The organism is Methanolapillus millepedarum (assembly GCF_032594115.1).
GTDB classification, from domain to species: domain Archaea; phylum Halobacteriota; class Methanosarcinia; order Methanosarcinales; family Methanosarcinaceae; genus Methanolapillus; species Methanolapillus millepedarum.
In genome coordinates this window covers 860,159-882,932 of record NZ_CP131060.1, presented here as the reverse complement: position 1 = coordinate 882,932, position 22,774 = coordinate 860,159, and the positions used below count along the sequence as shown (strand labels likewise).

Below are 22,774 nucleotides of genomic sequence, written 5' to 3'. Positions count from 1 at the left end.
ACAAAGTTTATCTATGATTAATCTTTTATTCTTTATTAATTATATTAAAAATTCAAAATCATTGGGTGGTAAACATGAGTTTAGAATTGATTGATTTCTCCGCGACATGGTGCGGTCCTTGCCGTATGCAAAAACCGATCATTGAAGAATTGAAAACGAAGTATGCAAAAGTTAATTTCAGAATTGTCGACATCGACGAATCGCCGGACATGGCCCGGACATACAACATACATGCTGTTCCGACCTTGGTTGTTTTAAAAGACGGCAAAGAAGTCAGCCGGTTCGTTGGCGTTTCGTCCAAAGAAAAATTGGAAACCGAAATCGGAAAGTATCTTTAATCTTGAGATATTTTCCATTTATTTTATTTTTGATTGTTTTTCATTCTGTTTTATCTTTTGCTTTCCGCCTTTGATTCGCGCCGGTTCACGCGCGCGTTATTGCCGTCGTTTTTAAAAATTCAAAAAAGTGGGGATGCATTTTATTCGTTTCATTCAATTTGAATTACTTTTCTGCTGTTCATTTTTAAGTCCGATGGCCCGGCACCGCCGGTTTGCGCAGAAATCTTCGGCTTCCTTTTCATTTTCTTTGTTTCTGAATAAGTTCCATCCGCAAATCGGACACTTTTCATCCAGAATAGTCAACCGCCCCGCTTTTGGGAGTGATTGCGTATGCCCGCATTTTTTAGAGCAGGATAAAAAACGGCTGTCGGAAAGCCGGACCATGACCATTTGCCCGTCTTTGCATTTGGGACATATTCCGGCGGTTTCCGGCGGGTCGCATTCGTCTTTTTGGTCACAGTTAAAGCACGGTCCGACACCCACGGCCCAATTGTATTTTTTCCCGACGTCGATGACGGCGATTCCGCCTTTTTGACATTTTTTGGAACGCAAAATCGTCAAAGCGCCCGTTTTCGGAACCGGATATGTTTGCGAACAATCCGGATAACCGACGCAGCCGATGAATCTTCCTTTGTCGGTGGTGATCAGGCGAAGAGCGTTGGCGCAAACCGGGCAGACGCCGACATAATTCTTCTTATCACTTTCCGCCGCTTCACTTTTGATGCTTCCGGCCAGTTTTTGAACCAACCGGTCTTTATTGGCCGTCAAGTCGCCATACATTTTTTTAATGAGCGCCGTTCCGGACAGAAGCGCTTCATTCATGGTCATTTTTCCGTCTTCAACTTGCTGAATCAGATTTTCAACTTGGGAACGGATTTCCGGACGAATCACTATCGGAACCGCCGTATCCAAACTTTCCATGAGCATGTAGCCGGTATCTAAAATCGAAATGGTCTTTCCGGCGGTTTCAAAATAGCCGCGTTTTTTGTTTGTTTCAATATGTGTCGGTGCCGTTGCTTTGGTTCCGATTCCGTTTTTGTCCATCAGCGTCAGCAGTTCGCTTTCCATCAACTTTTTTGGCGGCGCGGTTTTTGAGGCCATGTTTTGAATTTTTTGAACGAACAAAATGTCGCCTTCTTCCATCGGCGGAAGCATTTTGTCTTTTTTGGTTTCATAATCGTAAATGGAAAGCCAGCCGCTTGATTTTTTCATGGAACCGGTCACGTCAAAGATTTCCTCTTTGATTTTGATGTCCAATTTCGTTTTTTCAAAAATAGCGGACGGCATTAAGTTGGCGATAAAATGCCGGCAAATCAAATCATAAACCGGATACGCGCCCGGCAAATTCACCAGTTTTTCCACATCAGGTTGCGTTGCTCCCCGAATCGGATAAATTGGAGGGTGGTCTTTCGCGTCTTTCGTTCCGTTTTTCGGGACAACTTTTCCGGCGGTTTCCCGGATGAGCTGCTCGATTGTTTTGGAATAAGACGGGTTTTTGGTCAATTCGGACAAAATCGGCAAAAATTCAAAATCCGGCGCGTACATATTTGTTTCCGTTCTCGGATAACTGGTCAGGCCCGACAAGTACAACTGTTCCGCAATTTCAAGCGCTTTTTCGGGACTGATGTTTAAGAATGAAGAGGCGCGTTTTAAAAATTCGGTGGTGTTGAGCGGTACCGGCGGCGCTAAACTCTGTTCTTTCACGGTTTTTTTATCCACAACCGCTTTTTTTTCACCTTTGATGCGTTTGAATATGTCGTCCGCTTTTTCTTTCTCGGTAATCTGTCCCGTGCGGTGCGTTCCCTGAAACTCAGTTTCCGATTCGTTTTTTTTGGTGCGCTTCGCTTTTGTTTTTCCACCGGCGTCATCGTTGGGATTTTCGTTTCCCTTTTCACTCTTTTCTTTTTCGGCTGTTAATTTTTCGCCCTCTTTCGTGTCAAAATCAGCCAAAATTTTCCAGAAATCTTTGGGTTTAAATTCCCGGATTGATTTTTCCCGCTCATAAACAAAACCGCATGTCGGCGTCTGACAAGGGCCAATGGACAACACTTCTTTCGTATAGGCTTTTTCACGAACGGAAAGCGTGACATAACGGGTAAACGCGGCGCCCATTTTCAAATCTAAAATTTGGCGGGTTTCGGCAGCCATGGCCAGGTTTGTATCCGGTTCCCCCGGATGGTCGAACGCTTTTTCAATTTCGGATTTTGAAAAACTGGAATAGCGGGCGCGTTTAATCGGTGCGGTCGACACCCGCTCGGCCAGCTCCTTGGCTTCAAAACCGATGTTTTCGCCTTCGCGGTCATAGTCGCACGCCAGAATAATCAAATGCGCGTTCTTTGACAACTTTTCAACAGCGTTGGCCAGATTTTCTTTTGTGACGAATTTTTGCGGGTCAACATCCAAAAGAATGCCCGGGTCCACTTCGTTCCAACGGTTGTATTCCGTCGGATAATCGTAACCCATAATGTGTCCGGCAAGACCTGTGATAATCCAATCTTCGCCGTTGCGTTTAAATTTATACGCAGATGCTCCCTCAATGTTGGTTCGGGAATAGCTTCCGCTGCTCAAAATTTTCGCAATTTCTTCAGCCGCTTTATTTTTTTCGGCAAACGCAACGACAGTCATTTTTATAATCCTGAAAAAAGTTCAAACGGAAATTTCTGTTCTTTTCCTTTTGATTTGTTCTTGTATGAACGGTGAGACGTATTGAAAGGTTAAAAAGGTAATTCACGCAAGGTGAATGTAATTTATGGAAAAAAGCAGGCGTACCGGAATGAAAAAATGTTTAAAAAGGTCAACCGGTTCCAAAGCCGGTGACGTTTTTAATAAAACGTTGGAATCGTCGGAACAAAACGTTTTTAATAAACGATCGGAAGCCTTTTTGAGTTCCATCCGTTAAATCCGCCCTCAATTGAATAAATTTCGGGAAATCCGAGTTTTTCAGCGGTGGCAGCAGCTCTTCCGGCCCGGACACCGGATTGGCAGTAAAAGATAACCGGTTTGGATTTGTCAAGCGCGTTGAGTTTCGGTTCAAAATCCGGGGCGTTGACGTTTATCGATACTGAGTTTTGAATATAACCGGAGGCCCGTTCTTGCGGTGTTCGGACGTCGACCAAACTAACACTTTTCTCAGTCATCCATTTTTGAATTTCGATCGGGGGAAGTACTTTTACGCTCATGTTTATCCTCTTTTTGTTGATTCATTCTATTAATTCAATTCAAATTATTAATTCAAATTTTATTTATTAATATTATTTGACTATGGTTGATTTTATATTTGATAAAAAGTTATTTTAATAAATGATCTGATTTATATCTCTAAAATTATTATATTTTCTACTATATTTATTTTAGGGATTTTTTAGATTTGCGTTTGAATTTAGAGACAGAGGTAAAAAATGGCAGAGAAATCCGATCGGTTTGATCAAACGGTTTTATCGGATTCGGCAAAATCGTCCGAATCCTCCGAAAAAGAAAATACACCGTGTGTTTGTGCGGGCAGTGACGTTTGCGGTTCGCCGGCAGACGATGATTCATATTACACGGATGAAATTATCGAACCGAAGATTATGAAATATATTCGCACCGGTTTAATTCTTGTTTTGGTTATCAGCATTTTGATGTTTATTTACAGGTATTTTGTCGGGTTTGGCAATGAGATGACGCTTGACGAGTATGTCGAAAACGAATTTTTCTTCCTCTTTTTTACGGTGGCCACTCTGATTTATTTGTCACTGCCGACTTATGTTCAAAAGAAAATGAATTTCGTCGCGGACCCGTGGTTGGTTATTGCTATCGTTTTATTCATTTTCGCCGGTTCTTTTTTGGGACAAGGGCTCGGCTTTTTTGAGCGTTTCGCTTGGTGGGACACCATGCTTCACACCATTTCCGGTGTGATTCTCGGATTGATTGCTTTTGCGCTCACATCGGCACTGAACGATTCCAAAAAATGCGGCCTTTATTTAAATCCGTTTTACGTGGCGCTTTTTTCTTTTACTTTTGCCGTTGCGGTCGGCGCTTTATGGGAGATTGTGGAATATTCGTTTGATTGGATTTTGGCGACAACCATGCAGTGTTGGGACCAAGATCCGTCACTTTACCTCACAGGCAGAATCTACCAGGGTGCGGGACTTATTGACACCATGGAAGATTTGATTGTGGACGCGATCGGCGCCTTTTTCGTATCGGCGGTCGGTTACTTCTATTTGGTCCGCGGAAAACCGTTCATGGAAGGAAAGCGGTTGAGGAAATCGGAGCAGAGAAAAAAATCGGGAAAATACGGTTCCCGCCCGGAGAACAAGTATAAGAAATAATTAATAAATGACACTATAAATGAGAAATTAAAATATAAATCAATTTTTTTCAACGAGGAGTTAAATCTCCTCATACGTCTTTTTTAACAAAAGCGCGTCGGATTCGATATTCGGACTTTCGCAAATAATCGTTCCGGCCGCGCCGAATTCTTTAAACACCTTCATCAAATCGCGGTAATTCATATCCGATTCATCCAAAAAAAGATGGTTGCGTTCGCCTTTGGCGGTGTATTCAATACCCGAAATATGGCAATGCATACTTAAAAGGCCGTCTTTTCCCAATTCTTTTTCGATTTTTTCAAAAATCGCGGAGAATTCCTCATACGTATTGTGTTTGCCGTCGCGGGCGTGAATGTGCGAAAAGTCAAAACAGGGCAAAACGCCGTCAAGTTCGGCGGACATAGAAATTAATTCATCCAAGTCGCCGAATTGAGTGGCTTTGCCGGTGGTTTCCGGGCGCAAAACCGCCGGAATTCCTTCATCATCCAGCCGCGTCCGAAGTTCTTTTAAAAGATTAAATACTCGGTCGTAAACGGTTTTTTTGTCGTCCTTGAGGTAAAACGCCGGATGAAACACGATATTTTGAGCGGAACACAAACTGCCGACACGAGCCGATTCATATATCCGTTCGACGCTCGCGGTCAACTTCTCGGGTTCAACCGCGTTTAAATTGATATAATAAGGACCGTGAACGCTGAGGGATATGTTATTTCCTTTGGCTGTTTCGTTGACGTCAGCAGCGGTTTTATCGCTCATCCGAACGCCGTGGACAAATTCAAGTTCCATACAATCCAAGCCAAGCGTACGAACTTGCCTGATTCCGGAAATCGTATCCGGTTTTGGGGAACTGATGGGAACGCCTGCGGTTCCGAACAACAATTTATCATATTTTTTGGCTTTCATTGTGGTCATTCTTGATTCTTTTCTATTATCCTTTTTTGATCCTTTTCTATTTCCTTTCTCTTTTTCGTTATCGCCGGTCAACGATTCCGAGATGATGAACGATTTCTTTTCTTTTATCCGGCGACACTTTGTCTTCGACCAGTTGGAGGAAATTATCACGATCCTCGTCATCCAAACTCGTTATTTCTTCCTGATTGGCTAAAACCAGGTCGGCCAAATATAACACTTCTTCCGGGTCCAGCCGGTACAACCGTTCTCGAAAATCGTCGGCGTCTTCCGCAAAGCGGTGGGAAATCGGCCGAAGAATAAACGGAAAGTCGTGACCGGCGCCGGAGTCGACGCTTCCGTCCGATTCCGGAGCAAGCTTGTGAAAAATTTGGCGGTCATAATCCGAAAGTTTTCGTCCCATATTATGCCTCAGATTATTTTTATTATAAATTTATTATGAATTTATAACGGATATATTATTTTTCCGGCCGGTTCAAAAATTCAGCTTTTAAGATTATTATCTTTGCACCCGTCCGTTTTTATCGATTTCGCCATTGTAAATTCGGGTGGACGATATTGGTATTTTGTCGTCGGCCATCACGAAATCCACTTCACAAATCCGAATTTCTTTAAGCCCGCTGTCGCGTCGGATTTGATTGATTTTTTCGGCGCCTTTTCGTGTTTCCGGGGATACGACAATATAATCGTAATCTCCGGCGGCGGCCGGTCCGATCGGGTCATCCAACTTTGAAATAAAGCAGCAGTCTTTTGAAAGGCCGTTCTTTTCAATGAGAGCGGCGGTATATTTTTCAAGTTCGTTTTTCCGGACGGAATATTCCGAAACGGCATGATTTTTTTTCCCGGCCATTTCGTCGGAAGTGAGACCGATGTGAACGCAACCGCCGCCCGACTCTTTTAAAATCAGAAACGCTTTGTCGATCAATCGGGAATGGCCGGCGTGCAGGTACTCAAAAGTCCCGCCCAAAACAACTTTTACCATAAGCAAAAAACAGTACAGATATTAAATAATCTTTTGCCTTATTTGCTTATTTTTTCTTAACTTTTATTTTAATTTCAATTCATTTTTTTAATCATTTCATCCTTTCATTTTAATTTGGGATATTGAATATTTCTAAAATAAATCATAATCGGAGTAATTTAAAAAGGTAAAAATATGTGTTGAAATTTTGTTGAATCGTTAACGTTTACCGGGAATATTTTGATTACTTTCACCGCGCTCACTTGAACTATTTATAAGAAATCGGTGTTTTAGGGGTAACAAATGCACCCGGTGAAATTTTAACTTTGTTTATGAAATCCATACTTAATTAAAGAATAAAACTGTGCATCTATAGGAGATTTGAATATGACAGAAATGCTTTTGGAAGACTTGCCCGGCGTCGGTCCGGCAACGGCTGAAAAATTAAAGGAGGCCGGATTTGCGACAATTGAGGCGATTGCCGTTGCGTCTCCGGCGGAGCTTGGGACAATGGCGGACATCGGCGAAGCGACGGCCGCCAAAATTATCGCGGCGGCACGGCAGTCGGCGGACATCGGCGGATTTGAAACCGGCGATATGGTTTTTGAACGGCGTCTGCACATCGGGAAAATCAAAACCGGCTGTTCCGAGTTTGATGAAATGATGGGTGGCGGCATCGAAAGCCAGTCCATCACGGAAATCTATGGCGAATTCGGTTCCGGAAAAACGCAAGTTGCTCACCAATTGGCGGTCAATGTTCAGCTGCCGGAGGAATATGGCGGCCTTGACAGTTCTGTCATTATTATCGATACGGAAAATACGTTCCGGCCGGACCGGATTAAGCAAATGGTTGAAGGGCGCGCGAACGAACTCGGCCTTGAGTTGGATGCTGATGAAATTCTGAAAAATATTCATGTTGCCCGCGCTTACAATTCCAACCATCAAATCTTACTGGTCGACTCGGCCATGGATTTGGCGAACGAACTCAAAGATTCCGGGCGCCCGGTTCGCCTTTTGATTGTTGACTCCTTAACCGCGCACTTCCGCGCCGAATACATCGGCCGCGGCACTTTGGCTGACCGCCAGCAAAAGTTAAACAAACATTTGCACGGGCTTCAGCGCTTTGCGAATTTGAACAACGCGGCTGTTTTGGTCACTAATCAAGTGATGTCAAAACCTGACGTCTTTTTCGGCGACCCGACAAAACCGATTGGCGGGCACATTTTGGGTCACACGGCGACTTTCCGCCTGTATATCCGAAAGTCCAAGGGCGACAAACGCATTGTCAAACTGGTTGATTCGCCGAATCTGCCGGAAGGCGAAGCCGTCATTGCCGTGACGAAAGACGGCGTCACGGACGCGTAACCTCGCTCTTATTTTGTATTTTTTCTCCCATCTGACGGTGAAAGTAACAAAGTTTTGTTACTTTCATCGCATCACCCAAATCATCCCATCTTTTATATAATTCAAAATCTAATGAAGTGAATTATATATTCTATGAACTTCATGAAAATGACTGAATTATGTCCCCCGAAGATCTGGCTCTTTTCCCGTTTTTAACCGCGTCGTCTCAGTATGTCGAAGAGCTTGACTTTTCTTTAGTGTCGCTTCTGTCGGAACGCGCTTTTCATGATGCGCGCCGCCTCGGTTTTTCCCGTGTGGCGGAGTCGATGAATGGCGAGATCTCTAAACCCGCCTCTTTCGGGTCGGACCGGGACATTTTAAACGAACTTCTCTCCTATCCGTATGCTCGAATTTTAGTCTCCTGTGTGAGCGAGCCGGCTCTCATCCGAAAATATGCGCTTTCGGAAGCTAAAGCCGCATATGAGGTTCTTCGTAAATCCGCTGAAAAAAATCCTGAATTTTTAATCGAAGTCGGCGAAGATTTTGGAATTTCCGCAAATGATGATGGTTCTCGCGTTCATATTTATTTTTCCGACTACATCCGCTATTCTTTATCTCTCAAAGATATTTCCTGGAAAATGGTTAACCGACATCTGTCAAATGGTTTCGTCACGATTCACCGAGATGAGTTTGCGCGCCTTCTCCAAGAAGCTGTCCGGAAAAAAATAGAACATTCTCTCCCGGTTCCCAATATTCCTGATGAAATTCAGGAGCAATGCGCTTCCTATGTTTCCGATTTAAAACAACAGTATGAACTGAAGCGAAAAGATATGGGGGAAACAGATTTTGGGGAAGTCGACTTCAACATATTTCCGCCCTGCATCAGCAAATCCATCTCTGATGTTAAATCCGGCGTTAACTTGGCACATTCCATGCGTTTTGCGCTGGTGTCGTTTCTGTTGAATATCGGAATGGCGGCGGATGATGTCGTCCAATTGTTTAATATTTCCCCCGACTTCAGTGAAGAAAAGACACGGTATCAAGTTGAGCATATTGCCGGCAATGAATACAAAACGCCATCATGCGCCACAATGATTACGTACGGCAACTGTGTCAACAAAGACAAAGTCTGTGAAAAAATCAATCATCCGCTCGGTTATTATCAACGAAAAGTTTTCTTTAAAAGAAAAGATGAAGAGGCTTTGGCAGACACCATTAGAGACGAAACAGGTTCGGCAAAATCTTTAAATGAAAAAGATAGTTCGGAAAGCCATTAAGTCGTTTTTATTTTACTTTATTTTATTTTGCTTTTATTTTTTTGTTGTTTTTATTTTGCTTTTATTTTGCTTTTATTTTTTTGTTGTTTTTATTTTGTTTTTATTTTGTTTTTATTTTTTTGTTGTTTTTATTTTGTTTTTATTTTTTTGTCTTTCTGTTTGTCTTTTTTATTTTAAGTTCGAAACATTTTCAATGTCTTCTATTTAAATTTTACTATTTTAATAATTTCGAATCGTTTAAATGGAATTGCAGGTTTGTTTGAAAATGACTGAAAAATTAATTTTTGGTTATTTTGGTCTTTTTAAGGCTAATTATAAATAAATTGGAATTCAATATTTAATGATAATTATAATATGAATGTAATAAATCTAATTCATTATTATAATTATTGATAAATATAACCGGGATCTGAATGAGTAAAATAAAAAAAGAGGTGTCCTTTTGAAGGATTACGAAGTTAAAATATTAGACGATGAAGACGTGCGGTTTGCTGCTCACCTGAAATCATTGGGTATTCAAAAAAGTGTTGCTTTGACATTAACTTATCTTTTAAACGTGGATGAAGCCTCTTCCCGTGATATTGAAATTGGAACAGGACTCAGACAACCGGAAATCAGTTTAGCGATTTGTTTTATGAAATCTCATTCCTGGGTGGCCGGAAAGTTGGTTAAAGTCAACAGGAAGGGGCGCCCACTTCATGTTTATTCTCTTTGTGTTCCGCTTGAACGCATTTTTGAATATTATGAATCGATTATCTATCATGACTCTCAAGAATCTATTGCTAAAATTCAGAAAATAAAAGATCTTTTACATAATGAATAAGGGAACTTCCCATATCTTACGTGCACTTTTTTATCGAACTGTCCTTTTATAAAAATATTATTATTGTTTATAATTAAATTGAATCTATTTTTATAATCAGTGTTGGACTCGTCAGAGTTATTTTATTTTTCCGTGTTTTCAAATCCTTTTTCACATCAGCGAAACCATTATATTGTCCGTTATTTTTAATTAAATACCCTTTTAGGAAAATAACAAATTTTGAGGCTTCGCTATGGCAAAAATTAAAGTAGGCATTTTAGGCGCAACCGGAAACGTCGGTCAACGCTTTATTCAAGTTTTGAACAACCATCCCTGGTTTGAAATTTCGGCACTTGCTGCTTCCGAAAGAAGTGCGGGAAAAGCGTATGCGGATGTTGCGGACTGGAAAGTCGGTACCGAGATTCCGGACAGCGTTTGCGATATGGAAGTGGTTCAAATTGATCCGAAAAATATTGATGCCGACATTGTCTTTTCGGCTCTTCCCGCCGATTTGGCGCTCACGGTTGAGCCGGCTTTTGCCAAAGAAGGATTCGTTGTCGCAAGCAACGCATCCGCCTTCCGAATGCAGGAAGATATTCCGCTCGTGATTCCGGAAGTTAATCCCGAGCATCTCGGCCTGATTGACGTTCAAAAGAAAAACAGAAAATGGGACGGCTGCATCATCACCAACCCGAACTGTTCAACCATTATGATGTCCGTCACCCTAAAACCGCTTCTCCAATTCGGCATTCAAAACATCAATGTCGCTACCATGCAAGCCATTTCCGGCGCCGGTTACAATGGCATTTACGCCATGTCCATTTACGACAACGTTGTCCCGTACATCGGGGGCGAAGAAGAGAAAATAGAAACGGAAACCCTGAAAATTTTCGGCAGCTTTGACGGCAAAATCGTGAAAGACGCCGACTTCAAAGTCAGTGCTTCTTGCAATCGCGTGCCTGTGATCGACGGTCACACCGAAGCGGTCTGGGCTGACCTTAAATCCAAACCAAAGCCGGAAGCTGTTCGGGAAGCTTTCTTAAAATTCGACCCGGGACTTTCGAACCTTCCGACAGAACCCAAGCATCCGATTATCGTTCGGGATGAAAAAGATCGTCCGCAACCGCGTCTTGACCGTGATATGGGCAAAGGCATGAGCGTTTCCGTCGGCCGAATCCGTGAAGGAATCCGCTACGTTGCGCTCGGACACAACACCATTCGCGGTGCTGCCGGTGCCAGCGTTTTAAATGCGGAACTTATGCACAAAAAAGGTTACTTATAACCTTTTTCTTTTTTTTAATTGTTTTGTACTTTGCGGCAGCGGCGCCGCGCATATATAGCGGTACTTCTTTTCGAGTCTCAAAACGAGGTCTATCCTTGGAACAATATTAAGCGTTAAATTCCGCCGCAAACTTCTTTTGGTTTGCTTTTTGCCGCAAATATGATACACCGGAAATAACCAAATACACAATTCCCATCACCATAATGATAACGGCGCCCGACGGCAAATCAAATTCGTAGGACAAATAAAGGCCGACAAAACTGAGAATTGCGCCAACGACGCTTGAATAAATCATCATATTTCTCATGTTGTGGGAAAATTTCCGGCTGATGGAGGCCGGGATGGACAGCATGGCAATGATAAGGATGATTCCAACGACTTTAATCATCGCAACGACGGCTAACGCGATGAGCGCCAAAAGAATCAAGTATAAAATATCGGCGGAAACGCCGGTGACTTTTGTGAATTCTTCGTCAAAACACATGGCTAAGAATTCTTTATAAAACAAAAGAACCGTCAGAAGAATCACGATGTCGATACCGACCATCAGCCAGATGTCGGAAGCCGGAACGGTCAGGATGTTCCCAAACAAATACGTCATTAAATCGGGTGCGTATCCGGGTGTCAAATATATCAGAATAATACCGACGGCAACGCCGAGCGACCACAAAATTCCGATGGCGGTATCCTCTGAAACTTTTGTTTTTTTGCTGAGAATCCCCAGTGTCAGCGCCGACACCACACTGAACGGCAAAAGCCCGATGAGCGGGTTGAGTCCCAAATAAAAGCTGAGGCCAAGACCGCCGAAACAGGAGTGTGAGATCCCGCCGGCAATGAATACGATTCTTTTGGTGACGATGTAGACGCCGATTACACCGCAAGCCAGAGACGTTAAAATGGTTGCCAAAACCGCGCGCTGCATGAACTCGTATCCGAATATTTCAAACATTATTTCTCCTCCGGCTTCTTTTTATCCGAATTATTTTTTTCCGAATTATTTTTTTCCGAATTATTTTTTTCCGAATCATTTTTGTCCGGTTTGCTTTCGGGCCGGTTCAGCTGAATCGGCGCCGTGCATCCGCATTCTGAATGGATATGACTGCCGTGAGCGTAAGCGTGGCTGTCAAAAACGCGATGTGGGACACCGTGAGCCACCAAGTCGATCGAACAGCCGTAAGCGGCAACGAAATCATCCTTTGACATCTCTTTGCTGTCGTGGAAAAACAATTTTTTATTCAGGCAGGCAATTTTATCCATGTGGGCGGACACAGCGCCGATGTCGTGGCTGATCACAATAATGGCCATTTCCTTTTTCAGCTCTTCCAGAATTTTATACAACTCTTCCTGCATAAATGTATCCAAACCGGTGTTGGGCTCGTCCATTAACAAGAATTTCGGATGGTTTGACAAGGCGCGCGCAATGAAAACCCGCTGGCGTTGCCCGCCCGAAATTTCACCGATTTGCTTGTCTTTGTAATCCAGCATGCCGACTATTTTTAAAGCTTCATATGCCGCTTCTTTGTCTTCTTTGGAATAACGGCGAAACAGTCCCGCACGCTTGAGCCGGCCCATCAAAACAACTTCCAGGACACTGATCGGAAATTCGTAATCGAATTTACTGTATTGGGGGACATAACCGATATTTTTTCGGGCTTTTTCGGGCGTGTCTCCAAAAACAGAAACAACTCCTTTGGATGGTTTGACAAGCCCCAGAATTGTTTTGAGGAATGTTGTTTTTCCGCCGCCGTTCGGGCCGATAATTCCTAAAATTTCGCCGGGACCACTAATGGTCAGGCTGATGTCTTCCAAAACGACTTGCGAATCGTAGCGGACCCACAGGTTTTTGACGTCCAGGATCGGTGCGTCTTTGCCGACCGATGCCGCGGCAATAGACATATCGGTGACAGAATGTGAATAGACATCAATATCAGAGAGTGTTCCGGCATCGGCAACAGTTTTGTTTTGACGGATGGATTGCGTGTATTCCATATGGATTTCCTGTTCTCATTTTTGGGTCATGACAAGTTTTCAGCCAGCGCGTTTGCAACGTATTTTGTATTGTTAACGTAATCTTTGGCCAGCGGATCGACAACGAATACTTCCGCGCCGACACTTTCGGCAATAGCTTCCGCGCTTGTTTTGCTGACTTGTTCTTGGACGAAAATGACGGTGATGTTGTTTTCTTTGGCCAAGTCAATGAACTTTGAAAGCGTTTTCGGCGTCGGTTCTTTTCCGTCAATTTCGGCAGCGATTTGATTCAGTTGATAGTCTTTTGCAAAATAACTCCACGCCGGGTGGTAAACCATAAAGTTTCGATTGCTGAGGTTTGACAACTCGTTTGAAACTTCGGAATCAAGGGACGTCAGTTCGGTCAGGTAGTTATCTCTGTTTTGTTCATAATACGTCGCGTTTGCCGGATCCAATTCCGCCAGTCCTTCGCAAATATTTTCCACCATGATTTGAGCGTTTTTCGGCGATGTCCAAACATGCGGGTCGGATGTGTTTCCGTTGACGATGAGTTTGATGCCGGCAGACGAATTGACGATTTTCATCGTCGGGTTGATTTGCGTAAACGAGTTCATGTGGGTTGTTTCAAAAATTTCTCCGGAACCTAGAGCAACATACATGTTTGCGTTTGAAAGATCTTCTATTTGGCGCGGAGACGGGTCGTAGTGGTGTCCGGCGCCTTGGGGGATCATGGATATCGCAACGACTTTATCGCCGCCTACTTTCTCCACAAATTCTGATTGCGGAACAACGCTCACGGCCACCAGTATTTTTTCGCCGGATTTGATTTGATTGAGGGCCGATTCATTTAACGCGGCATAATTTCCGGTTGCGTCTCCGTGGCCATGGTTGTCATCTTCGCCAATGCAGCCGGAAACAACCGCAAGTGAAATGAGAAGAACAAGCAATAGGCATAATTGTTGAAGTATTCTTTTCAAAATGATCTCTCCTTCTTTTTGTTTTTTATTTTGTTTTAATTTTAGTTCCAATTTCTTATTTTGAGATGTTCTCTCTCGATTCAGATTATTGTGTGTAAATATATTGTGCATGAATAAAATCATATCAAATTTAGCCTTTACTCAATTTTTTTGGTTATATACCAAAATTGATTTTTCAGGGATGGTTGTGGAGTTTACAATCTTCCAAGCATGAAATATGTTTGATTTGCTTGATTTCGCCGTGGGCCGTGCAAGAGGCTGTTGTCGGATGCCCCATGGATGCGCAAATGGTATCGATTGCGTTTTTTGAGACAAATGTCTCAAATCGTGAAATTTCTTCGCAAGCAGCGTCGGGAGATAAGCCGTAATGGGAGAATACAAGTCCCAAAATTTGATGCCGCTTGAGGCAGAATTCGGCGTAAATTTTCCCCGTTTCCGTTAAGCGCACACCCCGGTAGGGAATATGGTCGATGTATCCGTCGTCTGCCAATTCATTAATTAATTTGGTAACTGTTGACGGTTCAACGTCAAAATTCTCCGATATTTCAGAAGTACGGGCCGCGTCTTCCCGGGTCAGTAAATATTTCAAATACGCCGCTTTTCGGGGACTGAGTTCAAGTCCGGTCATTTGAGAATCGTTTTGAAACTCGTTATTTGTTTCATTTTCTGACATGCGTCAAAATCAGTCATTTTGGTTTATATATTTTTTGTTTTGTCGGTAAATTTATTCTTTATTTTTGGCATGTATGAAAATTTATTTCAAATTTATTTATATTGTTATTTCCATCTGTGGTCTTTTACTCCGAATTTAATTTATATTTTCAAAAGCGATGGCATTTAATGAGAAAAAATAAATATGAATCATAAAAATGAGAGAGATTTTTCAATAAACTATTTAACTTATCAATCTTAATTTATCACACCTACTACACAGATATTATCCGCATTTAAGTTCAACATTTTTAATCACATCTCTTTGCTTTGCACAAGGTTTTCATCGTTCTCGGTTTTGGAGTTAAAGTCCCATGTTCTTTGAGATTTTTATTATCTTCGTTTTGATTATAATCAATGGTTTTTTGTCCATGTCGGAAATTTCTGTCATTTCGGCCCGAAAATCCCGCCTGGAAACTGAAGCTAAAAAAGGAAACGCCGGTGCAAAACGCGCTTTGTCCCTCTCCAACAACCCGGATCGCTTTTTGTCCACTGTTCAAATCGGTATCACTTTTGTCGGCATCTTCGCCGGTCTTTTCGGCGGTGAAACGATTTCTGCCGACCTGGCGGTTTATATTGCCATGATTCCGGGACTTGCGCCTTATGCTGCGCCGATTTCGTCTTTGGTTATCGTCCTCTTGATCACGTATTTTACGTTGGTTCTTGGCGAATTGGTCCCGAAGCGTCTCGGGCTTTCAAATCCGGAAAAAATTTCCGGAATCATTGCGGCGCCGATGATTGCCTTGTCTAAAATCATGTCTCCTTTCGTCTGGTTGCTTTCCGCGTCATCCGGGTTTGTTTCCGGAATTTTGGGTATCAAACGGCGCGGGCCGTCGGCGACTGAAGAAGACGTGAAAGCCGCTTTGCAGGAAGGTTTTGAAGTCGGTGTTATCGATGAAACCGAACAAGATTTGGTCGAGCGTGTTTTCAGTCTGAATGACCGGAAAATCAGTTCTCTTATTACACATAAAAACGACATCATTTGGGTCGATTTATCGACAAACGCCAACCAGCTGTTTGAGATTATCAAAAAAACACCTTATACGGTGTATCCGGTTGCGGACGGCGATTTTGAAAGCGTTGTCGGTGTTGTTCTTCTCAAAGATTTGGTCGGCAAACTCAAAAATCCGAATTTCGTTTTGGCTGACAGCGTCCGCCCCGCTCATTTTCTGCCGGAAAACATGACCGTCTTGTCGGTTCTTGACAATTTTAAGGAACAAAAACTCCAATACGCGCTTATCACCGACGAATTTGGTTCCATTCAAGGAATTGTCACCATCAACGATATTTTTGAGGCATTGGTTGGCGACGTGACGGCCGGCCCCTCTTTAGACGACTTTGAAATTATTCAACGGGATGAAAAATCCTGGATCATCGACGGCCAATATCCGTTTTATGAATTTTTGGATTACTTTGATTTGCAGGACTACTACAACGCTTATCCGTACAATACGTTGAGCGGTTTTATTCTCGACAAACTCGGAAAGATGCCGCGCGCCGGCGACAAATTCCCTTGGCTTGATTTTGAAATTGAGGTCGTGGATATGGATTTGGCCCGCATTGATAAAGTGATTGTGACAAAAGTTAGTGAAAATGTTGGAGCGGAGTGATTTATTCCAATTATTTCAATGCGTTATCTCTTGATTTTCAATTTTAATTGATTCATTGATCTATTTTTGCCATCGGAAGAAGTTGTTCGGAAATTCCGAACAACTGAATTTTTATCAAGTCCTTCATACTTGAATATACTTTTCAAATGTCGGATAATGGCGGTTTTTGAATATTCTCGTGAAATTCTTTACTTTGGGAATATAGTTAAATATTTATAAGCGCGTGCATTAGTGTTTAATTGTTAGTAAAAACTGCAATTATTATTGCGGCATTTACTTAAACCAAATATTCTCCGCTCCTCGATATGCGGAGTTGAATAAAATTGTCGAGTCCAAATATTCTCCGCTTCCCGGTATGCGGATGAAAATAAATTGCCGGGTTCAAATCTTTTTTATTTCTCAAGGTGATTAGCATGAGCGGTTGTTTTTATTTCATTTCTAATAAATTTTATGAAGATTTTCCGGATAAAACGCTCATGAAAAATAAGGAAAGCATGGGAGGATGTTTGCACGATCGGCCTTGTTTTTTTGCCTTTCCGGATTCTGATCATCCGGAAATTTTTTGGTTAATCCCTATTTCATCTCAGATTGAAAAGTATAAGGTTATTTATGAGGACAAAGTCAAAAAATATGGATTTTGTAACACAATTTATTTTTGTAATCTTTTGGGTTATGAAAAGGCTTTTCTGATTCAGAATATGTTTCCAATAACTGCTAAATACATTGTTGAGACTTATGTTCATCCGCATACCCATAAAGACGTGCATGTCAAGCCGCATGATGAAAAAATTTTGATACGAAAGGCAAAGGAAGTATTACGGGCGTACCGGAACGGAAAGATTTTAATTTTTACAGATATTCATCTCATAGAATCCGGTTTATTTTCTCAAAAATAAATTATTTTTATTCAAACCTTTCATTTTCGACGAAATTTCTCAAATCTCATTTACTTTGTCGAATTTTATACAAAACATATCTAATATTCACAATCGGTCAATGATCTCAAAATTATAATCCTCTTATATCGGTCATATTCCGTCCCAAACCACACGTCCAAACGTCAAAAGGTCTGTCGTCGATTATCGACTTACCCATCGTTTCAAAGTGTAATTCTGACCCTTTTTCTATATAAATGACCGCAAAAGTTTAATACCCCATTTATCAGTTCTACCATCTGTATAAGCTCGGGTACCGTGGAGTATCGCAGATTTTGAGACATTTCAAAATCCGTCCCTCGTTCCGGTGCTTACCATAATAATTATGGAGGAAAAATACATGCAAATGAAACACTTACTCGTTGCATTAATTGTCCTTCTTGCTATCGCCGGAACCGCATCCGCGGCAACCTCCGTCGATATCAGAAGTACAATCATTGACTCCACGGTCGCAGGACCCTGGACTATTAATGCGATGAATTGGGCAGGTCTCTATTATGACCTTGATGATAACCAATCAACAGAAACGATTACAATTACATCAGTGGGAGCTGCAAATCCAGCCACCAAATTAAACATTACTTACGAAACAGAGCCGAAAATGATCGGTTATGAGTTTGGTAACTGGTCTTATGGTGGTTCTCCTGCAAAGTACGCAATCATTGGTTTTTTCGCTGAGCCTTATGTTGCTCTCGGAAAAGAAAACACAACAGCTGTTGGCGATGTTAAAGCAAACAAAATTGCAAAACTGTTAATGGACAGCAATGACAAATATACCTTAACCACAGGTCAAGCATTGGACCTTGGAGATGGTTACTCATTGGTTGCTAACCAAATTGATGTTAACGGAAACAAAGTCTACCTTGAACTTTTCAAAGACGGAAAATCCATTGACACTTCTATCCAAAATTCTAATTACACTGATGCAAACAACAGAACATGGGTCTTGACTCAAGATGTTCTTGGCGAAAAAGACATGCAGTTCTTCAGAGTTCAAGTCAGCCAAGTTTTCCAAGGAACTTCAAGCAGCCTTGTTGAAATCAAAGGAATTTGGCTCGTTGATATCGCATCCGCCTTTGAAGTGAAAACAGATGTTGACTACGGAAAATTCGAATGCCAACAAGCTGACGCTACAAAACTCGAGTACTTCGCAAAAGAAATTCCGGTCGGACAGAACACCTCCACGGAACTCGGAAGAGGCATTTACCTCAAAACACCTGACAAAACAGGAACAACCAAATTCTATCTTGTCAAGACATACACTGAACCCGGCAAATATGAAATCAGAAGTACTGTGAACTCATATGGTGCTGCAGCTACATTTAATTATGATTACAAGAACTTTGCAACTTTCTACTACAACGTTAATGCAGACATTGACACTGAAAACATGTCTGTCGCATTTGCAGGAACAGATGGAAAGATTGCTGAAGGAGATTTAATCTACAACACAACACCGAAAAAAGTTGGTTATGAATATGGTAACTGGACTTTCAACGGTCAAGGTGGCGTTGATGAATACTACGTTATGGGCCTCTTCGGAGAAGCTTACGTTCCGTTCAACATCAACACAACTGTTAACTCTTCGTCCACACCCATTCTCAAAGCAGAAAAGATGAGCAAGCTCATCCTTGACAGCAACGATAAATACACCTTGTCAACCGGTCAAACTCTTGACCTTGGAAACGGCTACACTGTTGTTCCGAACCAAATTGATGTGAATGGTAACAAAGTTTACCTTGAATTCTTTAAGGACGGAAAATCTGTTGACACTGCAATTATCAACACCGATAACAACTCTGACAACCAAAAAACCTGGGTTTTGGAACAAAACCTCCTTGGTGAAAAGAACGTTCAAGTCATGAGAGTTCACGTGAGCCAAGTCTTCCAAGGAACAGAGAGCAGCCTCGTCGAAATCAAAGGAATTTGGCTTATGGACTACACCGCTGCCAAAGAATTGAAGACTGACGACAAGTTCGGTTCATTTGACTTCACAGGCTTCACTGGTGGAAAACTTGAATTCGAATCTAACAAGAACATCACTGTTGCACAGGACTCTGATATCCAGATTGCAAACAACATGTACCTTAAATCTGCCGACAATGCCACAGAGAAGAACTTCTACTTCTACGTAATGGCAGAAGTTGACGGAAGCGGCCCGACCCCGGACAACAACACAACCCCGGTCCAACCGGACAACAACACGACCCCGGTCCAACCGGACAACAACACAACCCCGGTCCAACCGGACAACAACTCAACTCCGCCGACTCCGGAAAAACCATCCTTCTGGGACCAATACATGTGGTACATCATTGGTGCTGTCGTGATCATCATCATCTTGGCAGCTGGTGGATACTACTACTTCAAGGTCTACAAGCCGAAGAACAGCTAAGTAAAATGATGTTGTTTTTTAAGTGAAAGGATTTTTCAAATCCTTTCTACTTTTCTTTTTTTTCTTGGATTTGTTTTCTTTTGCTTTTTTATAATTTCAGTTTTCTGAAACATACTTACATTGTCTTGACTGATTGTTTATTTCAGCTCTTTTCGCATTTCTGTGTGGATTTCTTTTTTTCTTGCTTCTCTTATTTATAAAATGAGTTAAATTTTTATGCTCCCCTGCATGGTTTTTATAAAATATCTCTGTCGTCAATTATCGACTTTTTCATCGTTTAGAAGTGAAACAAATAGCGTTTTTTCGATTTTTTGACCGCAAAACTTAATATAGGGAATATCGTGAATGGCACTTAATTAAGCTTGGCAAACGTGTTTTGCGCAAAGTCTTTTGTTTTCGGTGATTCGCTTTCGAACTCAAAAATCTTTGAATCAAGCTTTGCCTTTTGGCAACAGGGGTCAAAACGATGAACACAAAAAGCCTTTTCATTGCATCCGTGCTGATTTTTGCACTTATTGCGACAGCGATGGCTGTCGAAAACGGAATCGCACGGGATAATTTGAAAGAGTTGAATGTGGCATTTGTCGGGTCAAATGACGCTCGTGACGTTTCCGGCGTTTCGATTGTGGCAAGACCGGCCGGTGAAATGAGCAAATCTTCGCCTGAAATGATTTCAACAGGCGGATTTGAAATACTTCTCGCAGCTGCCGGATTGCTTTTGGTTGTTTATTTCGTACGAAGATGAGAACTCAAATATATAATTGGTTCATCTGAAATGTTACGAATATCAAACATCAAACAAGTAGCAGCAAACAAGTTGGATTCTCAAAAACGATTCTGACGATTAAATTTATATATAAAAAATATATAAAAATATACGTTTGTTGAATCTTAAGTTTTTGATTTGAGATTTCAATTAAAGCTTTTGCATCTTTATTTTATTGAAATGAGTTTTATTTACACAACTCAACCGGAGTTGAAAGAACATGAAAATGAATACAAGAAACATATTCAGCATTTTGTTGATTTTATTGGTGGTGGCCGTTGCCGTCTCTGCAGCCGGCTGCACAGACCCTGCCGATAATACCACCCCGAACACAACGAACAACACAACGAACAACACGACCAATTTAACGATCAACCAAAGCATTGTTGTCGTCGACCCGGTTCCGGCCGGATTTGCTTTGCAATCCGGTGGAAAGGTTGTTTATTCTGACGACGAAGTTGGAACTGAGGACAAAGTCATCGGCTATCAAGCTGTTTATTCCTACACCTATTCCAACAACACAACATCCAATGCTTACTTAACCGTTTTTGAATGCGCGAACGCAACAGCCGCAAACGGTTATGTTCAAGAAATGATTGACGACAACAACGCCAAATACGGCAACCAAAGCAATGTCACAACCATTACCGTGAACGGCCACAACGCTACGCTCATCACCCGCGCCGTGACCGATTCCACCAATCCGGTTCGCTATGACATTTTCTGGGCCAATGACAACTATTTTGTCGTCGTAAACGGACCGCTTGCTGATTTGAACGCCATGGAATCCTTGGCCAACGCATCCAAGCTTTAAGTTCTTGAATTTGAAAAAAGAGACTGAGGCGGAAAAATTCCGAAAGGAGTTTTTTACGCCTCTTTTTTTTGATTTAATGTTGTCGAATTTGAGTTTTATCTTTTTTATTTATGTATTGAATCTTTTTTTTAGTTTTCTGCATTTGATTCTTTCCACTTGATAAATTCATAATACATGGAGATGGTGACTTCGGAAATTATTTCTCCTTCTCCGTATTCCTCGAACAAATACCCTTGATCATTTTTTGAAAGATTACAAAACCATTGAACTAAATTTTCAGGCGCTTGATTTATAATTTTTTCAAAATCTTCATTCTTTTCTAATTCCATCAATTTCATACACTCATCATAAATAGAATAACAAGAGCCCGGAATTTTTTTGTCGGTTCCGTACTTTTCTTCAAACAAATCTAATTCTTCTTCGGTTAAATCTTGAATTCTGCGAACGATTTCTTCAAATAATTCTTTACTGATTGCCCCATTGCTGTCAGTTTTTATTTTTGGTGACTTCAATTCAATCAATTTACGACCTCCTTTTTTGAAATAACTTCTCTTTCTAAATCATAAAGTTTAAACAATTCTCAATATTTTCTCGGGTAATATTTAACTCTTTTCTTTTTTTGAGAATTTCTATGCTCTTAACACAATATATTTTATACAAAACAAGATCCTGAGGAAGTTTCACCTTTTGAATTTTTTGAGTCTTATTCAATTCATAAATATTGGTTGTAAAGCCGACCATGTCAAATTTTGTTTCCGGGGCGATTAATTTTAAGATTTGATCGTATATTGCAGCGTTTGAAAAATATTGGGTTCTTTTGCTCATGAATTCTGTAAAAATCTTAAAAAATAATATTTTGTTATTGGTGTTATCTAAGTCCAGATATCCGGCATTTTCAATTTTTACAATAATTATGCCAAATTCTTCTTTGAATATGTTATACATTTCTTCGCAAATCGATAAGTCTGATTCTGAAATATATTTTTTTAATTTTTCGTTCGGCATTTTATAATACGTTTTTCGGAGCATCCACCAAGCCGCAAAAGTCTCATTGTCATAAAAATAAACGCCTTTCCCCAAATGCAATTCTTCACCCGTTGATATTTTGAAATTATTCTCTAAAATATCCTGCGCATGAATCTTTTTTGTGCCGTGATACAAAAAGCCATTATAATACTGAACCGGATTGTTTTCAATTTCGTCAAAACCAAATCCGGCGCCGTTTGAATTCGGATAAGTTTTTGCCGGCATTGCTTTCGTTTCTGTTATTTTGGTCATTTTTTCTATTTTCAGTTCTGCCATGTTTCGCACCTCATTTTGTTGGGTCAGGCAAAACTGAAAACATTATTAAAGAATTCGATTTGATTCAAAT

At 41.3% G+C, this 22,774-nt stretch carries 22 protein-coding genes; 11 read left to right on the top strand and 11 right to left on the bottom strand.

Annotation, left to right across the window (positions count from 1 at the left end):
• The first annotated feature begins 74 nt into the window (after nt 1-74).
• On the top strand, nt 75-338 hold the full coding sequence (locus tag MsAc7_RS04155; protein ID WP_338103327.1) for a thioredoxin family protein: 264 nt from the start codon (nt 75-77) through the stop codon (nt 336-338).
• A 153-nt stretch (nt 339-491) separates the two neighbouring features.
• Here the strand turns inward: MsAc7_RS04155 and MsAc7_RS04150 are convergent, their stop codons facing one another.
• Together MsAc7_RS04150 and MsAc7_RS04145 are read right to left on the bottom strand one after the other, a co-directional pair.
• Complete coding sequence (locus MsAc7_RS04150) at nt 492-2,963, bottom strand: DNA topoisomerase (RefSeq protein WP_338103326.1); 2,472 nt, start codon at nt 2,961-2,963, stop codon at nt 492-494.
• 233 nt (nt 2,964-3,196) lie between these two features.
• Nucleotides 3,197-3,517 carry a rhodanese-like domain-containing protein gene (locus MsAc7_RS04145; protein WP_338103325.1) on the bottom strand — a complete coding sequence of 107 codons (321 nt, stop codon included), beginning with the start codon at nt 3,515-3,517 and terminating at the stop codon, nt 3,197-3,199.
• A gap of 219 nt (nt 3,518-3,736) precedes the next feature.
• Here MsAc7_RS04145 and MsAc7_RS04140 point away from each other — a divergent pair, with 219 nt between their 5' ends.
• Complete coding sequence (locus MsAc7_RS04140) at nt 3,737-4,651, top strand: DUF2238 domain-containing protein (RefSeq protein ID WP_338103324.1); 915 nt, start codon at nt 3,737-3,739, stop codon at nt 4,649-4,651.
• A 60-nt stretch (nt 4,652-4,711) separates the two neighbouring features.
• On the opposite strand, the gene MsAc7_RS04135 is transcribed toward MsAc7_RS04140, so the two are convergent.
• The 3 genes from MsAc7_RS04135 to MsAc7_RS04125 form a co-directional block, all read right to left on the bottom strand.
• Nucleotides 4,712-5,563: a TIM barrel protein gene (locus MsAc7_RS04135; RefSeq protein WP_338103323.1), complete on the bottom strand. Its 852-nt coding sequence runs from the start codon at nt 5,561-5,563 to the stop codon at nt 4,712-4,714.
• A gap of 58 nt (nt 5,564-5,621) precedes the next feature.
• On the bottom strand, nt 5,622-5,963 hold the full coding sequence (locus MsAc7_RS04130) for a hypothetical protein (protein ID WP_338103322.1): 342 nt from the start codon (nt 5,961-5,963) through the stop codon (nt 5,622-5,624).
• 96 nt (nt 5,964-6,059) lie between these two features.
• Nucleotides 6,060-6,542: a phosphopantetheine adenylyltransferase gene (locus tag MsAc7_RS04125; RefSeq protein ID WP_338103321.1), complete on the bottom strand. Its 483-nt coding sequence runs from the start codon at nt 6,540-6,542 to the stop codon at nt 6,060-6,062.
• Nucleotides 6,543-6,908: 366 nt separating this feature from the next.
• Between MsAc7_RS04125 and radA the strand changes: the two genes are divergently transcribed.
• From radA to asd, 4 genes are all read left to right on the top strand, one after another.
• The gene (gene radA, locus MsAc7_RS04120; protein ID WP_338103320.1) at nt 6,909-7,886 is read left to right on the top strand and encodes a DNA repair and recombination protein RadA; all 978 of its coding nucleotides are present in this window, start codon (nt 6,909-6,911) and stop codon (nt 7,884-7,886) included.
• A gap of 158 nt (nt 7,887-8,044) precedes the next feature.
• Nucleotides 8,045-9,142 carry a DNA primase regulatory subunit PriL gene (gene priL / locus MsAc7_RS04115; protein ID WP_338103319.1) on the top strand — a complete coding sequence of 366 codons (1,098 nt, stop codon included), beginning with the start codon at nt 8,045-8,047 and terminating at the stop codon, nt 9,140-9,142.
• Between the two features lie 442 nt (nt 9,143-9,584).
• Complete coding sequence (locus tag MsAc7_RS04110) at nt 9,585-9,965, top strand: MreA family transcriptional regulator (RefSeq protein ID WP_338103318.1); 381 nt, start codon at nt 9,585-9,587, stop codon at nt 9,963-9,965.
• A 232-nt stretch (nt 9,966-10,197) separates the two neighbouring features.
• A complete protein-coding gene (gene asd, locus MsAc7_RS04105) occupies nt 10,198-11,226 on the top strand; it encodes an aspartate-semialdehyde dehydrogenase (RefSeq protein ID WP_338103317.1) in 1,029 nt (342 codons plus the stop codon).
• Nucleotides 11,227-11,332: 106 nt separating this feature from the next.
• On the opposite strand, the gene MsAc7_RS04100 is transcribed toward asd, so the two are convergent.
• The 4 genes from MsAc7_RS04100 to MsAc7_RS04085 form a co-directional block, all read right to left on the bottom strand.
• Nucleotides 11,333-12,175 carry a metal ABC transporter permease gene (locus MsAc7_RS04100; protein ID WP_338103316.1) on the bottom strand — a complete coding sequence of 281 codons (843 nt, stop codon included), beginning with the start codon at nt 12,173-12,175 and terminating at the stop codon, nt 11,333-11,335.
• Nucleotides 12,175-13,215 carry a metal ABC transporter ATP-binding protein gene (locus MsAc7_RS04095; protein ID WP_338103315.1) on the bottom strand — a complete coding sequence of 347 codons (1,041 nt, stop codon included), beginning with the start codon at nt 13,213-13,215 and terminating at the stop codon, nt 12,175-12,177. Before MsAc7_RS04095 ends, MsAc7_RS04100 begins: the two co-directional genes overlap by 1 nt.
• Nucleotides 13,216-13,241: 26 nt before the next feature.
• On the bottom strand, nt 13,242-14,171 hold the full coding sequence (locus tag MsAc7_RS04090) for a metal ABC transporter solute-binding protein, Zn/Mn family (RefSeq protein ID WP_338103314.1): 930 nt from the start codon (nt 14,169-14,171) through the stop codon (nt 13,242-13,244).
• A gap of 175 nt (nt 14,172-14,346) precedes the next feature.
• Entirely contained in the window at nt 14,347-14,844 is a 498-nt protein-coding gene (locus MsAc7_RS04085; protein WP_338103313.1) for a metal-dependent transcriptional regulator, read from the bottom strand.
• A 352-nt stretch (nt 14,845-15,196) separates the two neighbouring features.
• Between MsAc7_RS04085 and MsAc7_RS04080 the strand changes: the two genes are divergently transcribed.
• The 5 genes from MsAc7_RS04080 to MsAc7_RS04060 all read left to right on the top strand — a co-directional run bounded on the left by MsAc7_RS04080 (nt 15,197) and on the right by MsAc7_RS04060 (nt 21,402).
• Nucleotides 15,197-16,492 (top strand): hemolysin family protein, encoded by a 1,296-nt coding sequence (locus MsAc7_RS04080; protein ID WP_338103312.1) that lies wholly within the window; start codon nt 15,197-15,199, stop codon nt 16,490-16,492.
• A 413-nt stretch (nt 16,493-16,905) separates the two neighbouring features.
• The gene (gene cptIN, locus MsAc7_RS04075; protein WP_338103311.1) at nt 16,906-17,388 is read left to right on the top strand and encodes a type III toxin-antitoxin system CptIN family toxin; all 483 of its coding nucleotides are present in this window, start codon (nt 16,906-16,908) and stop codon (nt 17,386-17,388) included.
• 364 nt (nt 17,389-17,752) lie between these two features.
• Complete coding sequence (locus MsAc7_RS04070; protein ID WP_338103310.1) at nt 17,753-19,822, top strand: S-layer protein domain-containing protein; 2,070 nt, start codon at nt 17,753-17,755, stop codon at nt 19,820-19,822.
• 466 nt (nt 19,823-20,288) lie between these two features.
• Nucleotides 20,289-20,567, top strand: coding sequence for a PGF-CTERM sorting domain-containing protein (locus MsAc7_RS04065; protein ID WP_338103309.1), 279 nt, complete (start codon nt 20,289-20,291; stop codon nt 20,565-20,567).
• 241 nt (nt 20,568-20,808) lie between these two features.
• Complete coding sequence (locus MsAc7_RS04060; protein WP_338103308.1) at nt 20,809-21,402, top strand: hypothetical protein; 594 nt, start codon at nt 20,809-20,811, stop codon at nt 21,400-21,402.
• Nucleotides 21,403-21,530: 128 nt separating this feature from the next.
• On the opposite strand, the gene MsAc7_RS04055 is transcribed toward MsAc7_RS04060, so the two are convergent.
• On the bottom strand, nt 21,531-21,923 hold the full coding sequence (locus MsAc7_RS04055; protein ID WP_338103307.1) for a hypothetical protein: 393 nt from the start codon (nt 21,921-21,923) through the stop codon (nt 21,531-21,533).
• A 34-nt stretch (nt 21,924-21,957) separates the two neighbouring features.
• A complete protein-coding gene (locus tag MsAc7_RS04050; RefSeq protein ID WP_338103306.1) occupies nt 21,958-22,704 on the bottom strand; it encodes a hypothetical protein in 747 nt (248 codons plus the stop codon).
• Nucleotides 22,705-22,774 lie beyond the last annotated feature (70 nt).

Bases quoted from the DNA above. Each gene is read 5' to 3' on its own strand.
- MsAc7_RS04130 (WP_338103322.1), bottom strand. From the start codon at position 5,963: ATGGGACGAAAACTTTCGGATTATGACCGCCAAATTTTTCACAAGCTT.
- MsAc7_RS04070 (WP_338103310.1), top strand. From the start codon at position 17,753: ATGGAGGAAAAATACATGCAAATGAAACACTTACTCGTTGCATTAATT.
- MsAc7_RS04140 (WP_338103324.1), top strand. From the start codon at position 3,737: ATGGCAGAGAAATCCGATCGGTTTGATCAAACGGTTTTATCGGATTCG.
- MsAc7_RS04145 (WP_338103325.1), bottom strand. From the start codon at position 3,517: ATGAGCGTAAAAGTACTTCCCCCGATCGAAATTCAAAAATGGATGACT.
- MsAc7_RS04125 (WP_338103321.1), bottom strand. From the start codon at position 6,542: ATGGTAAAAGTTGTTTTGGGCGGGACTTTTGAGTACCTGCACGCCGGC.
- MsAc7_RS04100 (WP_338103316.1), bottom strand. From the start codon at position 12,175: ATGTTTGAAATATTCGGATACGAGTTCATGCAGCGCGCGGTTTTGGCA.
- MsAc7_RS04095 (WP_338103315.1), bottom strand. From the start codon at position 13,215: ATGGAATACACGCAATCCATCCGTCAAAACAAAACTGTTGCCGATGCC.
- MsAc7_RS04150 (WP_338103326.1), bottom strand. From the start codon at position 2,963: ATGACTGTCGTTGCGTTTGCCGAAAAAAATAAAGCGGCTGAAGAAATT.
- asd (WP_338103317.1), top strand. From the start codon at position 10,198: ATGGCAAAAATTAAAGTAGGCATTTTAGGCGCAACCGGAAACGTCGGT.
- radA (WP_338103320.1), top strand. From the start codon at position 6,909: ATGACAGAAATGCTTTTGGAAGACTTGCCCGGCGTCGGTCCGGCAACG.
- MsAc7_RS04060 (WP_338103308.1), top strand. From the start codon at position 20,809: ATGAAAATGAATACAAGAAACATATTCAGCATTTTGTTGATTTTATTG.
- MsAc7_RS04065 (WP_338103309.1), top strand. From the start codon at position 20,289: ATGAACACAAAAAGCCTTTTCATTGCATCCGTGCTGATTTTTGCACTT.
- MsAc7_RS04050 (WP_338103306.1), bottom strand. From the start codon at position 22,704: ATGGCAGAACTGAAAATAGAAAAAATGACCAAAATAACAGAAACGAAA.
- MsAc7_RS04135 (WP_338103323.1), bottom strand. From the start codon at position 5,563: ATGACCACAATGAAAGCCAAAAAATATGATAAATTGTTGTTCGGAACC.
- priL (WP_338103319.1), top strand. From the start codon at position 8,045: ATGTCCCCCGAAGATCTGGCTCTTTTCCCGTTTTTAACCGCGTCGTCT.
- cptIN (WP_338103311.1), top strand. From the start codon at position 16,906: ATGAGCGGTTGTTTTTATTTCATTTCTAATAAATTTTATGAAGATTTT.
- MsAc7_RS04155 (WP_338103327.1), top strand. From the start codon at position 75: ATGAGTTTAGAATTGATTGATTTCTCCGCGACATGGTGCGGTCCTTGC.
- MsAc7_RS04085 (WP_338103313.1), bottom strand. From the start codon at position 14,844: ATGTCAGAAAATGAAACAAATAACGAGTTTCAAAACGATTCTCAAATG.
- MsAc7_RS04080 (WP_338103312.1), top strand. From the start codon at position 15,197: ATGTTCTTTGAGATTTTTATTATCTTCGTTTTGATTATAATCAATGGT.